This is a genomic window from Sphingobium sp. AntQ-1 (assembly GCF_028538045.1).
In the GTDB taxonomy this organism is placed as follows: domain Bacteria; phylum Pseudomonadota; class Alphaproteobacteria; order Sphingomonadales; family Sphingomonadaceae; genus Sphingobium; species Sphingobium cupriresistens.
Map to the genome: position 1 here is coordinate 1,352,501 of NZ_CP117158.1, position 13,465 is coordinate 1,365,965.

Consider the following 13,465-nt stretch of genomic DNA (forward strand, 5'->3'; position numbering starts at 1 on the left):
GTCAGTTTCCCGACGTTATTCCGAACCCAAGGGCAGATTCCCACGCGTTACGCACCCGTGCGCCACTAGACCCGAAGGTCTCGTTCGACTTGCATGTATTAGGCATGCCGCCAGCGTTCGTTCTGAGCCAGGATCAAACTCTCAAGTTTGATGTCCGATACATACCAGCCGGAATAAGGCCAATATATACCGCTCATTTCCAGGAGCCATTCCTGCACAATATAGTCTTGTGGAATATATTGAGACATATAGACAACCTACCAAGCAAGCTCAGTAGGCTCCAATAAGGAACGGCTTGAATTTAACCGATCACATGACGCCTGAAAGCCGCCACAGACCGGAGCCGCCGCCCACATGTCCCTTCATCTGACCAACAATGTCAAAGAACCGACAACTAAAGAGGGACAGCCATTCTTCCTCGAAACTGGTTCCGAGGGAGGGCGTCCCGTCCATGTTGGCGACCGTCTGGCGCAGCGCCGCAAAGGCACCGTCCCGTCCGGTGAGAGGCCCTCTAGGCCCCACCTCTGAGTCGGTCAATGACTTTTTTCAAAAACGCGCTCCGATCGCCCATATGGACGGCAGAGAAATCGAAAAATCAGAAAAGCGCCACAGGCATGTAACCTCCATCCCGATCAAAGGGAGCCTTCAAGCAGCCTTCAAGCGGATAGATGGGATCTTATCTTTTATCGTCTGTACGAGAGGGCAGATTCATCGCGATTTCCCTTGCACTCAGGAACCATGCTTGGCACGGTGGAAAGGCATCGGAAATCATGCTTTTCAACAGGATGTTCGGCATCGATCCGCCTTCGGTGATTGACGATCCCTCATGACCACCGCCCCCATTCCCAGCTTCTACCTCTATGGCGAACCCCAGCGCAGCGTGGCGGAAGGCTTCGTCCATGTCGAAAGCCTGGACGATCGGTCCCGCCCCAGCGAATGGACAATCCGCCCGCATGTCCATCGCGACCTCAACCATATCATCCTGATCGGCGAAGGCGGCGGCGCGATGCAGGCGGAGGCGGCGCAGGTCCGTTTCGACGCGCCCTGCCTGCTGCTGATCCCGGCCGGCATCGTCCACGGCTTCACCTGGCACAGCGAGTCGCGCGGCCATGTCACCACCATCGCCGACGCCTATCTACGCCATCTGGTCACTCGCGACGCCGATCTTGCCCCGCTCTTCACCCATCCTCATGCCGTCCCCCTGCCGGTCGGGGACGGCTCTGTGGCCCAAGACATCATCATGCGCATGGCGCAAGAACTGGGCTGGTCCGGCCCAGGCCAGCGCGCCGCCGTCGAATCCGCGCTCCTCTCGCTGATGGTCTTCGCCCTGCGCCACGCAACACTGGCGCAGGCGGCCCGGCCCGGCACCGCGCGCCAGGCCGCACTGGTCGCACGGCTGCGCGAACGGATCGAACAACGCTTCCGCCGGCGCGAACCCGTGGCGGATCACGCTAAAGCGCTCGGCGCCAGCCTCACCGCGCTGCGCCAGGCCTGCGCGCAGGTCGCGGGCAGCGGCCCCGCCCAGATGCTCGACGACCGCGCCTTGCTGGAGGCGCGCCGCCTGCTCCTCTATTCCCAGCTGTCGGTGGCGGAGATCGCCTATGCTATCGGTTTCGAAGACCCGGCCTATTTCTCACGCTTCTTCACCCGCCATATCGGCCAGCCGCCCCGCGCCTATCGCGCCGCGCGGACAGGTTGACGGCGCGCGCCGCGCTCTTACATAGCCAGCCATGACAGCGGAAAAGCTAACCGACCTGCTCGTGGCCCGGCTGGTCCGCGACCACGGCAAAAGCAAGCATCACTGGCGCAAGGTGGTGGGCAAGCTCAGGCTCTACAGCACCGCCACGCATCCCCATTGCAACTGGAATGCCACGCCAACCGGCAGTTTTCAGGATGTAGCGCTGATCGAGCGTCTGCTCGACGACCTGCGCATGACGCACCCGCTGTTGAACGCATGACGCTCGTCTAGCCCTCTCCCGCCTTTCGCGCAAAAGGGCGGACAAGAACAGTCCGCTTCCGGTCGACAGGCGTCAAACTCACCCATTTGCCGAGTCCCTCCTAACGCTCCGCCACCAGCAGCTTGTCGATCTTGCGCCCATCCATGTCCACAATCTCGAATCGCCATCCCTGGTCGTCGATAAAATCGCCCACTTCCGGCAACCGTTTGAGCAGCCACAGCGCATGGCCCGCCACCGTCGCATAGTCGCGGTCTTCGGACAGGTCGATGCCGATCCGCTCGGCCAGTTGGTCAATCGGCATCTGCCCCGACACCAGCAGGCTGCCATCGTCCCGCTCGACCATGTCCGGGTCGTCATAGGCGTCGCGGTCCGACGCGAAATGGCCCGCAATCGCCGACAGCAGGTCGGCCGGGGTCACGATCCCCTCGAAATGGCCATATTCGTCATGGACCATCACCATCGGCACGTCGGACCGGCGCAGCACTTCCAGCGCGTCCATCGCATCGACCTGGTCCGGCACCACTTCCGCCCGGCGCATCAGCGCCCCGACATTCAAGGATTCGCCCCGGAACAGCGCGGTCATGATGTCGCGCGCCTGGACGATGCCGATGATGTCCTCCACCGACCCGCGCCCCACCGGCAGGCGGGTGTGCGGCGTTTCCAGCAACCGGGCGCGGATGGTCGCGTCGTCGGCGGCGATGTCGATCCAGTCGACGTCCATCCGCTGGGTCATCACTTCGCGCACCGGCCGGTCGGCCAGCCGCACGACGCCCGATATGATCGCCCGCTCGCTTTCCTCGATGATGCCCGACTTGCTGGCCTCCGCGACGATCAGGTGCAGCTCCTCGGCGGTCACATGATGTTCCGATTCGCGGTCCAGCCGCAGTAATTTGAAGATCAGGCTGCTCGACCCGTCCAGCACCCAAACGATCGGCGCGGTGATCTTCGACAGCCACAGCATCGGCGTCGCGACCAGCACCGCGATCGGTTCGGGCGCGCGCAGCGCGAATTGCTTGGGCACCAGCTCGCCCACGATCAGCGACGCATAGGTGGTCAGGCCGATGACCAGCGCGAACCCGGCATTTTCCGCCAGATTGGGCGACAGGCCCAGCATCTGCAAACGCTCGCCCGTCGGCCCGCCCAGGCTTGCGCCCGAATAGGCGCCCGCGACGATGCCGATCAGGGTGATGCCGATCTGCACCGTGGACAGGAACTTGCCCGGATCGCTGGCCAGCGCCAGCGCGGTGGTCGCGCCCTTGCGCCCTGCCTTCTCCATCCCCTGCAACCGCGGCTTGCGCGCGGAGACGATGGCCAGTTCGGACATGGCGAAGACACCATTCAAGGCGACGAGCGCCAGGATGATGACAAGATCGGCCCAGGGAAAGGGCGTCGGATTATGGAGGGGGATCGTGGCCATGGTGGTCAACTACCTCCTATAACCGCTAATCTTTCAATTTCACAACATCCCCCTCATCATCGGTTCAGTTCGCATGTGGAACAAACGCCATGTTCGACCATTATGAGGGGCAGTCGCTCCTACAGGCGCGAAAAAGACAAGGGAACAGGATCATGAGGATTTCTCACCGCATCATCGGCGCCGCAGGGCTGGCCGCCATGCTCGCCACCACGGCCTGCACGACGGACCCGACCACGGGCCAGCGCAGCATTTCGAAGGCGGCGATCGGCGGCATCGGCGGCGCGCTGGGCGGCTATCTGCTCGGCGATCTGGTCGGCGGCCGCAACGACCGCACCGAAAAGATTCTGGGCGCGGGCATCGGCGCCGTCGCGGGCGCGGGCATCGGCGCCTATATGGACGCCCAGGAACGCAAGCTGCGCGAAGAAACCGCCGGCAGCGGCGTGGACGTGATCCGCGACGGCGACAATCTGCTGCTGCGTATGCCGTCGGGCATCACTTTCGCCTATAATCAGGCGGATGTTCAGCCCCAGTTCCAGCCGACGCTGAACGACGTCGCATCGGTGCTGGCGCAATATCCCAAAACCTATATCGACGTGTACGGCCATACCGACAGTGACGGCGCCGACGCCTATAACCAGACCCTGTCCGAACGTCGCGCCCAGTCGGTCGCCAGCTATCTGGCTGGCAAGGGCGTCCAGTCGGCCCGCATCGGCACGCGCGGCTTTGGCGAGACCCAGCCGATCGCGTCCAACGCGACCGAAGAAGGCAAGGCCGCCAACCGCCGCGTCGAAATCAAGATCGCCCCGGTCACCGAAGCCGACGTGAAGGGCTAAAGCCCCTCCCCTTCAGGTTCAAACGAGGCACGTGACTCGTTTGAAGGGTTGGGGTGGGGCGTGCTCCACCCCTCACCCTCAAAAACTCGCCTTCAGCCCGTCGATCACGAACTGCGCCGCCAGCGCGGCCAGCAGCACGCCCAGCAGGCGGGTGATCACCGCCTCGATCTTGCGCCCCAGCAGCGCCATCAGCGGTCCCGCCGCGATCAGCGCCCCCAGCATCAGCGCCAGCGTCAACACCACCGCGCCCAGCACCACGCCGCGCTCGGCCATGCCATTGGCGCGCGACATCAAGAGCATCACCGTCGCGATCGATCCCGGCCCGGCGATCATCGGCATCGCCATCGGGAATACTGACACATCCTCGACATGCGGCTCTTCGGTGCTGATCTTGTTCGCCCGGTCCTCGCGCCGCTGGGTCCGCTTTTCGAACACCATGTCCATCGCGATCATGAACAGCATGATGCCGCCTGCAATGCGGAAACTGTCGAGCGCGATGCCCAGCACGCCCAGCAACTGCTTGCCCCACAGCGCGAAGACCAGCAGGATCGCCGCCGCGATGCCGACCGCGCGGATCGCCATCGCCCGCCGCTGCGCCGGGCTCGCCCCGTTGGTCAGGCTGGCATAGATCGGCGCGCAGCCCGGCGGATCGATGACGACAAACAACGTCACGAAGGCGGAAATGAACAGCTCGATCATGATTCCGCCCTCACCTTGTCGTCGATCACCGTCTCATAGGCCGCGCCGGTCCACATGCGCACCGTCACCTGCCGGCCGCCGTCGGTCGCAACGTCCGCGGTCCAGATCAGGCTCTCGTCGGGCGGTGGCGGCGCATCCCCTTGCTTGACCGACGAAGGCGGCGGCGCATCCCCCTGCGGGCCGCGCTTGCAGGTTGCGACTTTGCCGCTCAAAAACTCCGGCGTCGCGCGCGCGGTGGCCAGCCTGTCGCCATGATCCATGATCCATTGCCAGCGCCCCTTCTTGTCGCGCCGCCAGATGGTCGTAAAATAACCGACCGCTCCGTCCGGCCGGGTCCAGTTGCCGGTGCTGGCGGCCAGATTGCCGTCGCACGACACATAGGCCACCGATGGCGACCAACGCACAGACGCGGCCGGATTGGCCTGTTTCTTCAGCCATTCCTTCGCCACCACCTTCTGCGGCACGAACATCACGGCGTCGTCCGCGGCCGTCTGCGCAAAGGCGGTCCATTGCCCCTTCTCCTGCGCCAGCCGGTTGAACGCGATCTCCGCCGCGATCACGCTGCTGGGATCGGGCTGAAAACGCAGCGGCGGTTTGGCGGCGACCAAAGCCGCCGCACCCAAAAGCAACAGCCCCAGCCGCGCCGTCACAACCCCTCCGGCTTGCCCAGCCCCGCCCGCGCATGGGCCGCGACCAGCGTATTGCGCAACAGCACGGCGATCGTCATCGGCCCGACGCCGCCGGGCACCGGCGTAATCGCGCGGACATGGGCCAGCGCCTCGGCCGTGGCGACATCGCCCACAATCCGGGCCTTGCCATCCTCGGTATCGGTCACGCGGTTGATGCCGACGTCGATCACGGTCGCGCCCGGCTTGATCCACTCGCCCTTCACCATTTCGGCGCGGCCCACGGCGGCCACGACGATGTCGGCGCGATGCACCACGCTCGCCAGATCGCGGGTGCGGCTATGCGCGATCGTCACGGTGCAGCTTTCCGCCAGCAGCAACGCCGCCATCGGCTTGCCCACGATGTTGGACCGGCCCACGACCACGGCCTCCAGCCCGGACAGGTCGCCCAGTTCGTCCTTCAGCAGCATGATGCAGCCCAGCGGCGTGCAGGGCACCAGCGCCTCCTGCCCGGTCGCCAGCTTGCCCGAATTGACGACATGGAAACCGTCCACATCCTTGGCCGGATCGATCGCGCCGATCACCGCCGCCTCGTCGATATGCCCCGGCAACGGCAATTGGACCAGGATGCCGTCGATCCGCTCGTCATGGTTCAGTTCTTCGATCAGGTCGAGCAGATCCTCCGCGCCGATGCTGTCGGGCCGCTTGAATTCGAAGCTTTCCATGCCCGCCGCGACCGTCATCTTGCCCTTGGACCGGACATAGACGCTGCTGGCCGGGTCTTCGCCCACCAGAACCACCGCAAGCCCCGGCTTGCGCCCGGTCGCCTCGACGAAGCCCGCCACGCCTTCGCCCACCGTGTCGCGCAGGGTGGCGGCGAACGCCTTGCCGTCGATGATCTTGCCGATGGTCATGTCTGTCCTACCCATGTTTCGATAAGCGCGGTCAGGCGCGCCGACGCGCGGCCGCCACCGATGATGCGCAGCCGCTTTAGCCGGTTGGTGTCGCCCGATTCCAGCAAAATCGCGCTGCGCGGCCAATCCAGCCCTTTCGCCAGCAGCGCGATCAGCGCCGCATTGGCCCGGCCCTTTTCCGGCACGGCGCGGACCCGCGCGGACAGCCAGCGCGCATTGCGCTCATCGATCCAGCCACCGCCTATATCCTCTTTCGCCGCACCCGGCGTCAGCCGGACGGCGATCAACAGGTCGTCGCCCGCTATGGTCCAGACGGGGGTCGGACAGACAGGATTCAGGCCGCGGCCCGCATCAGCGCCGCGAACAGATTCTCGCGCACCGGCCCCTGCAATATGATGACCGCCAGCAACACCACCATCGGCGACAGGTCCAGCGCCCCCAGATCGGGCAGCACCTTGCGCACCGGACGATAGAGCGGCTCGGTCATCCGGTCGAGCGCATAGAGGCCGTTGCGGACATATTCGTTCGACGTATTGATGACGTTGAACGCGATCAGCCAGCTCAACACCGCCTGCACGATGATGATCCACCAGATCGCCTCCAGCACGATATAGACGATGCCGTTCAGGGCGTTGAGAAGTTCGAACAAGCTACCGGCCTTCCATGCTGCGCTGCCGCGAATGTAATGTCGTATCTAGCTATCTGCCCCCTGCGCCACAAGCGCCCGACGCGGCTTATTCGATCAACGACAGGTCAGCCCGTGGGCATCGTCCCCGGCCGGATATGGCCGAACATATGCGCGACATAATCCGCTTTGCCCAGAGCAACCCCTTGCGCCCGCAGGATCGCATAGGCGGTCATGACGTGGAAATAAAATTGGGACAGCGTCCAGTCGCGCGCATATTGCTCCGCCGTCAGGTCCAGGATGATGCCGTTGGGCAGCGCGTGGGCGATTTGCGTACCCGCAGCCCCGTCCAGCGCATCGGCCGACAGGCTTTGCAACAGGGCGAGCGCCTCGCCGATCCGCGCCTTCGCCTCCAGAATCGAACCGGGCCGCTCGCCCGCCTCGCGCCCTTCGTTCAGCAATCCGTCCAGCGCGGCGGGGAACGCCTCGCCCTGCAACCGATAGACCGCCTCATGCGCCTGCACGCAGGCGAAGCGGATCTGCGTCGCCAACGGAAACATGTCGGGCGCCAGTCGCGCCGATAGCAACGCCTCCGCCTGCGCGGCGGGCAACTGCGCCTGCGCCTTGTCCAGCCAGCCCGACAAAGTGCCCAGCATCTGGCTAAAGGTCGGGACGATCAGCGAAGTCAGCGTCATCAGCCGTTCCTTATTTCCGCACCAGCGTACCGGCGCCCTGGTCGGTGAAGATTTCCAGCAGCATCGCGTGCGGCACCCGCCCGTCCAGGATGACCGCGGCGTCCACCCCGCCCTCGACCGCGCGGACGCAGGTTTCCAGCTTCGGGATCATGCCCCCGCTGATCGTGCCGTCCTGCTGCAACACGGCGATCGCCGCCGGGTCGAGGTCGCTCAGCAACTGCCCCTGCTTGTCCAGCACGCCCGCGACATCGGTCAGCAGGAAGAAGCGCGACGCCTTCAGTTCCGCCGCGATCGCACCCGCCATGGTGTCGGCATTGACATTATAGGTATGGCCATCGGTGCCGATACCCACCGGCGCCACGACCGGAATGATGCCCGCCTGCGCCAGCGTGTCCAGGATGCGCCGGTCGACCGACACCGGATCGCCGACGAAGCCCAGATCGACATTGCGCTCGATCCCCGAATTGGGGTCCGCCTCGCGCCGGCCGCCGACCTTCTCGCACAGGACCAGCCCGCCATCCTTGCCCGAAATGCCCACCGCACGACCGCCCGCCCCGGCGATCCAGCCGACGATTTCCTTGTTGATCGATCCGGCCAGCACCATCTCGGCGATCTTGGCCGTCTCCGCGTCGGTCACGCGCAACCCGCCGATAAACTGCGATTCGACGCCCAGCTTCTTCAGCATCGCGCCGATCTGCGGCCCGCCGCCATGGACGACGACGACATTGATGCCCACCGCCTTCATCAGCACGACATCCTCGGCGAAATCGCGCGCGGCTTCGGGATCGCCCATGGCATGGCCGCCATATTTCACGACGAAGGTCTTGCCCGCATAGCGCTGCATATAGGGCAGCGCCTCGACCAGGGTTTCGGCCTTCGCCAGGAGCGCGGGATCGGGGGCGTGCTTGCTGTTCATGCGCGGGCGCATAAGGCTAAAGGACGCCCGCTGCAAGGTTTGCGCATCGCCCGCCGGCGCACTTTGGAGCGGGAACCTTCAACCTAACTCGCCCCGTTCGTGCTGAGTAGGGGCTGAGCGAAGTCGAAGACCCGTATCGAAGCATCAAGCGCTACGTATAATCCTTCGATACGCCATTTCGACTTCGCTCAATGGCTACTCAGGACGAACGGATTTAGCGCATGTCGTGCGAGGGAAGCGGAAGAAAGTCAAATAATTAGTTCGCCAACTAACGAGAATCATGAACCCGCCACAACTGTCGCACTCCCTGTCTCAGTTGCGATCCAGCCGCCGCCCCAGCGCCACCAGCAGATAGATGACAGGCGGCACCAGCAGCGCCGACAGCAGCACCTTGGCCAGCATCTGCCCCAGCAGCAATTCGCCGATCGGAAACACCCCGTAAAAGGCGATCGTCACGAACAGCAATGTGTCGACGATCTGCGACAGGATGCTGGCGACCGCCGCCCGCAACCACAATAGCCGCGCGCCCTCCCTCCCTTTCAGCATCGCGAACAGGGTGACGTTCAGCGTCTGCGAAATGCCATAGGCGATGATCCCGCCTGCCCAAATGCGCGGCGTCCCGCCCATCATCATCGCGAAGGCTTCGGCCCTTTTCGGGTCCATGTCGCCCGCCGCAGGCGCGGCCAGCACGAGGATCGACAGCAGGATCGACGCGATCAGCGGCAGGAAACCGATCTGCACCAGCCGGTTCGCGACCGCGCGGCCATGCAATTCGGCCACCGCGCTGGAAATCGTCACCAGCAGCAGGAAGGCGAAAATCCCCGCCTCCACCGCCAGCGGACCCAGCCCCACCATCGGCCCGACCCCCGCCAGCGGCCCCAACGCGACCTGCTTGTTGCCCAGCACGCCGGCGATGCAGACCATGCCGCCATAAAAGATCGAGAAGGCGAAGAGCGAACGGCTGATGGGCGCGGGGGAAGCAGTCATCGGCCGCCCTTACCGGCAATTACCGCGTAGGGGAAGACAGGTGACGACGGGCCGGAGGGGCGACGGCGCTGACCTCCGTTCGTCCTGAGCCTGTCGAAGGACGCAGCCTCACCTTGCCTAACAAAGCAAAGCCTCCACCCTCACCGCAACAACCGATATTTAACCCCCATCGCCTGCGCCAGATTGCGCAACCGCCGCTCGACCGTCTCGCCATAGAGGTCGGCATCCGAATCCCGCAGTTGCAACTCTATATGCCCCTCCGTCCGGCTCAACCGCGACACCGCCAGCGGCCCTTCGACCCCGCCCGACAGGCGCTGGGCCAGGCGGATCGCCAGCCCCCACAGCGCCGCCCGGCGCAATAATTCGGGCTTCGCCAACAACTCCACGCCCGGCGGACAGCTCATGCCCCCGCCGAAATGGCTATGCAGCGCCTGCGCCAGCATCGCCCGTTCCGGCGCGGTGATCCCCACCCAATTGCTGTGCAGCGCGATCTCCACTCCGCGCTCGGCGCGGAAATCGGGATTGGCGCGCCATCCGACATCGGCCAGCAGGCAGGCGGCCCGGCGGATGCGTCGCGCAGCCGCATCGTCGTCGGCGAACAGCGGCGCAATCCACTTGTCGATCCGGTCGCCATGGCCGCGAAAACGCGCCTGCGCCTCCCCTTCCGCCTCGGCCGCGACCAGCAGCGGGTCATCCGCCCTTATATCCTCCGGCAAAGCTTCATACAGCAGCCCTTCGCGCAGGCCATAGGCCGACACGACCAGCCGACTCGCCTTTAACTGCCGCACCACGACCGACAGCAGGGCGGCCGCGTCGGGCAGCGTCGGCACGCGCGATCCGGTCATCGCCGGGATCTGCTTCAACCGGGTGCGATCGACATGGCTGACGATCCGGGTCAACTGCTCCGCCCGCGCGGCGGTCATCTCATATTGGTGGACGACGGGCAGCGGAAAGCTGGTCAATTGCATGTCGAACCGCGCCAGCGCGCGCCACGACCCGCCGACCAGATAAAAGGGCAGGTCCGGTTCCGGCGTCCATCCCGCCTTCTCCAGCATCTTGACCACGATCCGCTCCAGCATCCGCGGCCCCTTGGCCCGGATTTGCGGCAGGCGCAGCACGCCCAGCGGCAGCGAAATCGTCTGCTCCACCGCTCCGTCCCGGATGCGCGCCAGCTCCAGGCTGCCGCCCCCCAGATCGCCGACGATGCCGTCCGCGTTCGGGATGCCTGACAACACCCCCATCGCCGCGCCGATCGCCTCCTGCGCCCCGGTCAGCAATTCGACCGTCAGCCCCATATCCTTGGCGCGGGCAATGAACTCGCCTCCGTTGGTCGCGTCCCGCACCGCGGCGGTGGCGACGCAGCGTATCTCGGTCACCTTCATCGCCCGGCACAGATGGGCGAAGCGGCCAATGGCGCGCAGCCCCCGGTCCATCGCCTCCGGCTCGATCGCGCCTGTCTTCGCCAGCGACGCGCCCAGCCCCGCCATCACCTTCTCGTTGAACAGGGTGAAAGGAATGCGGCGCGGCCCGTCATAGACGACCAGGCGCACGCTGTTCGATCCGATGTCGATGATCGCGGTGCGCGCATGGGCCGGCTGCGGCGACGTCGCCATGCTCTCGGCGACGGCGCGAACCCGGCTCAGCATCGAATTCATCAGGCGCGTCCACGCAGGCGCAACGTCGGCACCGTTTCATTATCCAGCGCCGCGCCGCGCCCCGACAGCGACGGGTTGGTCATGAAATACCGGTGCAGGTTGAACGGTTTGTCGCCCGCCTCCAGTCGGGTATAATGGCCCTCGCTGTCCAGCGACCAGCTTTGTTCGGTGTCGATCAGGTTGGCGACCATCACCTGGTCCAATATCTGGTCATGCACCGTGGGGTTCTCGATCGGCGCCATGAACTCGACCCGCCGGTCGAAATTGCGCTGCATCCAGTCGGCCGAACTGATGAAGACCTTCGCGCCATTATTGGGCAGCGCCTTGCCGTTGCCGAACACCGCGATGCGGCTATGCTCCAGGAAACGGCCGACGATCGACTTCACCCGGATATTCTCCGACATGCCCGGCACCCCCGGCCGCAGGCAGCATATGCCGCGCACGATCAAATCGATCTGGACCCCCGCATTGCTCGCGGCATACAGCTTCTCGATGATCGCGGGATCGACCACGCTGTTCATCTTCGCCCATATATTGCCCGGCCGCCCGGCGCGGGCATGGTCGATCTCCGCGTCGATCAGGCGGCACAGCGTATCGCGCAGGTCGCGCGGCGACATGACCAGCTTTTCCAGCCGCTCCGGCTCGACATAGCCGGTGATATAGTTGAACAGCGCGGCGGCGTCCCGGCTATAGGCCGGATCGGCGGTGAAGAAGCTGAGGTCTGTATAGATGCGCGCCGTGATCGGGTGATAATTGCCCGTGCCGAAATGGCAGTAGCTGCGGAACTGCTCGCCCTCGCGCCGGATCACCATCGAAATCTTGGCGTGCGTCTTCCAGTCGATGAAGCCATAGACCACCTGCACGCCCGCCCGCTCCAGCGCGTCGGCCCACATCAGATTCTGCTCTTCGTCGAACCGCGCCTTCAACTCGACCACCGCGGTCACGGACTTGCCCGCCTCGGCCGCATCGATCAGCGCCCGGATGATCGCGGACTGCTTGCCCGCACGATACAGCGTCTGCTTGATCGCCACCACATCCGGGTCGACCGCCGCCTGTTTGAGGAAGGATACGACGACGTCGAACGCCTCATAGGGATGGTGGACGACGATGTCCTTGGCCCGGATCGCGGCGAAACAGTCGCCGCCATATTCGCGGATGCGTTCGGGAAAGCGCGGGGCATAGGGTTCGAACTTCAAATCCGGCCGGTCGGCGTCGACGATGCCGGACAGGTCGCCAATGCCGACGAACCCCTCGACCTCGACCACCACCGCTTCATGGCCCTGGAGCATATCCTGCAACATCTCCTCGACCGGTTCGGGGATGCGCTCCTCTATCTCCATGCGGATCACCCGGCCGCGCCGACGCCGCTTGATGGCGCTGCGGAAATGGCGGACCAGATCTTCCGCCTCTTCCTCAATCTCTATGTCGCTGTCGCGGATGATGCGGAACACGCCGCTGTTGCGCACGCGATAGCCGGGGAACAGGTCGGCCGAAAAGCGCCGGATCACCGCCTCCAAAGCCATGTAGCGCGCTGCATCGCCCGGAATCCGCACGAACCGCGCCAGCGTCGGCGGGATCATGACCAGCTCGCGAATCGGCTGCTTGTCCGACAAGCGCTGCAGGTCGAAGATGATCGACAGCCCCTGATTGGGGATGAAGGGGAAGGGATGCGCCGGGTCGAGCGCCTGAGGCGTCAGGATCGGGAAGATCTGCGTCAGGAAATGCTCGCGCAACCATTGGCCGCAGGCCTCGTCCATCTCGCTCGCTGGCCCGATCACCTCGATGCCAACCTGCGCCAATTCGTCGTGAACGGCGCCCCACACCTTCTGCTGCGCCAGCATCAGCCGCGTGCTTTCCTCGGTCAGCGCGGCCAGTTGCTGCGCCGGGGTCAGCCCGTCGGCGGAACGCAGGTCGACATCCTGCAACTGCTGCCCCTTCAGCCCCGCGACCCGGACGGAGAAGAACTCGTCCATGTTCGCGCCGGATATGGACAGGAAACGCAGCCGCTCCAGCAACGGATGGGCGCGGTTCATCGCCTCCTCCAGCACCCGCTGGTTGAACGCCAGCCAGGACAGCTCGCGGTTGAAATAACGGTCACTGGGCAGCGCCAGGCTGGCGGAGGGATCGGCTTCGGCCACGG

The 13,465-nt window shown here is 64.9% G+C and carries 14 protein-coding genes and 1 rRNA gene (1 of these 15 only partly in view); 3 read left to right on the forward strand and 12 right to left on the reverse strand.

What is annotated here, in order from left to right:
- Positions 1-149: ribosomal RNA gene (locus sphantq_RS06670) — 16S ribosomal RNA — on the reverse strand; it reaches 1,338 nt to the left of the window's first position.
- Between the two features lie 677 nt (positions 150-826).
- Here sphantq_RS06670 and sphantq_RS06675 point away from each other — a divergent pair.
- Both sphantq_RS06675 and sphantq_RS06680 read left to right on the forward strand, forming a co-directional pair.
- Positions 827-1,699, forward strand: coding sequence for a helix-turn-helix domain-containing protein (locus sphantq_RS06675; protein WP_272799880.1), 873 nt, complete (start codon positions 827-829; stop codon positions 1,697-1,699).
- 31 nt (positions 1,700-1,730) lie between these two features.
- Positions 1,731-1,958, forward strand: a complete 228-nt coding sequence (locus tag sphantq_RS06680; protein WP_066605706.1) for a hypothetical protein — start codon at positions 1,731-1,733, stop codon at positions 1,956-1,958.
- 100 nt (positions 1,959-2,058) lie between these two features.
- On the opposite strand, the gene sphantq_RS06685 is transcribed toward sphantq_RS06680, so the two are convergent.
- The gene (locus tag sphantq_RS06685; protein ID WP_066605707.1) at positions 2,059-3,375 is read right to left on the reverse strand and encodes a hemolysin family protein; all 1,317 of its coding nucleotides are present in this window, start codon (positions 3,373-3,375) and stop codon (positions 2,059-2,061) included.
- A 152-nt stretch (positions 3,376-3,527) separates the two neighbouring features.
- Between sphantq_RS06685 and sphantq_RS06690 the strand changes: the two genes are divergently transcribed.
- Positions 3,528-4,208 (forward strand): OmpA family protein, encoded by a 681-nt coding sequence (locus tag sphantq_RS06690; protein ID WP_066607368.1) that lies wholly within the window; start codon positions 3,528-3,530, stop codon positions 4,206-4,208.
- Positions 4,209-4,286: 78 nt separating this feature from the next.
- Here sphantq_RS06690 and sphantq_RS06695 read toward each other — a convergent pair whose 3' ends face one another.
- The 10 genes from sphantq_RS06695 to sphantq_RS06740 all read right to left on the reverse strand — a co-directional run bounded on the left by sphantq_RS06695 (position 4,287) and on the right by sphantq_RS06740 (position 13,463).
- On the reverse strand, positions 4,287-4,907 hold the full coding sequence (locus sphantq_RS06695) for a MarC family protein (protein WP_066605708.1): 621 nt from the start codon (positions 4,905-4,907) through the stop codon (positions 4,287-4,289).
- On the reverse strand, positions 4,904-5,557 hold the full coding sequence (locus sphantq_RS06700; protein ID WP_066605709.1) for a YybH family protein: 654 nt from the start codon (positions 5,555-5,557) through the stop codon (positions 4,904-4,906). Before sphantq_RS06700 ends, sphantq_RS06695 begins: the two co-directional genes overlap by 4 nt.
- Positions 5,554-6,447, reverse strand: coding sequence for a bifunctional methylenetetrahydrofolate dehydrogenase/methenyltetrahydrofolate cyclohydrolase FolD (gene folD / locus sphantq_RS06705; protein WP_272799881.1), 894 nt, complete (start codon positions 6,445-6,447; stop codon positions 5,554-5,556). Before folD ends, sphantq_RS06700 begins: the two co-directional genes overlap by 4 nt.
- Entirely contained in the window at positions 6,444-6,785 is a 342-nt protein-coding gene (locus sphantq_RS06710; RefSeq protein ID WP_443021553.1) for a DUF167 family protein, read from the reverse strand. The genes folD and sphantq_RS06710 overlap by 4 nt, the downstream gene beginning before the upstream one ends.
- The gene (locus sphantq_RS06715) at positions 6,782-7,096 is read right to left on the reverse strand and encodes a YggT family protein (RefSeq protein WP_066605714.1); all 315 of its coding nucleotides are present in this window, start codon (positions 7,094-7,096) and stop codon (positions 6,782-6,784) included. The genes sphantq_RS06710 and sphantq_RS06715 overlap by 4 nt, the downstream gene beginning before the upstream one ends.
- Positions 7,097-7,200: 104 nt before the next feature.
- Positions 7,201-7,767, reverse strand: a complete 567-nt coding sequence (locus sphantq_RS06720) for a DUF1993 domain-containing protein (protein WP_272799882.1) — start codon at positions 7,765-7,767, stop codon at positions 7,201-7,203.
- Between the two features lie 10 nt (positions 7,768-7,777).
- On the reverse strand, positions 7,778-8,695 hold the full coding sequence (gene argB / locus sphantq_RS06725) for an acetylglutamate kinase (protein WP_066605722.1): 918 nt from the start codon (positions 8,693-8,695) through the stop codon (positions 7,778-7,780).
- A 300-nt stretch (positions 8,696-8,995) separates the two neighbouring features.
- Positions 8,996-9,670, reverse strand: coding sequence for a queuosine precursor transporter (locus sphantq_RS06730; protein WP_272799883.1), 675 nt, complete (start codon positions 9,668-9,670; stop codon positions 8,996-8,998).
- Positions 9,671-9,810: 140 nt separating this feature from the next.
- On the reverse strand, positions 9,811-11,325 hold the full coding sequence (locus tag sphantq_RS06735) for a Ppx/GppA family phosphatase (protein ID WP_066605727.1): 1,515 nt from the start codon (positions 11,323-11,325) through the stop codon (positions 9,811-9,813).
- Positions 11,325-13,463 carry an RNA degradosome polyphosphate kinase gene (locus sphantq_RS06740; protein ID WP_272799884.1) on the reverse strand — a complete coding sequence of 713 codons (2,139 nt, stop codon included), beginning with the start codon at positions 13,461-13,463 and terminating at the stop codon, positions 11,325-11,327. Before sphantq_RS06740 ends, sphantq_RS06735 begins: the two co-directional genes overlap by 1 nt.
- Between the last annotated feature and the right edge of the window lie 2 nt (positions 13,464-13,465).

What these genes read in the sequence shown, in the direction of transcription:
- sphantq_RS06690 (WP_066607368.1), top strand. Translation starts at nt 3,528, where the DNA reads ATGAGGATTTCTCACCGCATCATCGGCGCCGCAGGGCTGGCCGCCATG.
- sphantq_RS06695 (WP_066605708.1), bottom strand. Translation starts at nt 4,907, where the DNA reads ATGATCGAGCTGTTCATTTCCGCCTTCGTGACGTTGTTTGTCGTCATC.
- folD (WP_272799881.1), bottom strand. Translation starts at nt 6,447, where the DNA reads ATGACCATCGGCAAGATCATCGACGGCAAGGCGTTCGCCGCCACCCTG.
- sphantq_RS06685 (WP_066605707.1), bottom strand. Translation starts at nt 3,375, where the DNA reads ATGGCCACGATCCCCCTCCATAATCCGACGCCCTTTCCCTGGGCCGAT.
- sphantq_RS06730 (WP_272799883.1), bottom strand. Translation starts at nt 9,670, where the DNA reads ATGACTGCTTCCCCCGCGCCCATCAGCCGTTCGCTCTTCGCCTTCTCG.
- sphantq_RS06720 (WP_272799882.1), bottom strand. Translation starts at nt 7,767, where the DNA reads ATGACGCTGACTTCGCTGATCGTCCCGACCTTTAGCCAGATGCTGGGC.
- sphantq_RS06675 (WP_272799880.1), top strand. Translation starts at nt 827, where the DNA reads ATGACCACCGCCCCCATTCCCAGCTTCTACCTCTATGGCGAACCCCAG.
- sphantq_RS06680 (WP_066605706.1), top strand. Translation starts at nt 1,731, where the DNA reads ATGACAGCGGAAAAGCTAACCGACCTGCTCGTGGCCCGGCTGGTCCGC.
- argB (WP_066605722.1), bottom strand. Translation starts at nt 8,695, where the DNA reads ATGCGCCCGCGCATGAACAGCAAGCACGCCCCCGATCCCGCGCTCCTG.
- sphantq_RS06735 (WP_066605727.1), bottom strand. Translation starts at nt 11,325, where the DNA reads ATGAATTCGATGCTGAGCCGGGTTCGCGCCGTCGCCGAGAGCATGGCG.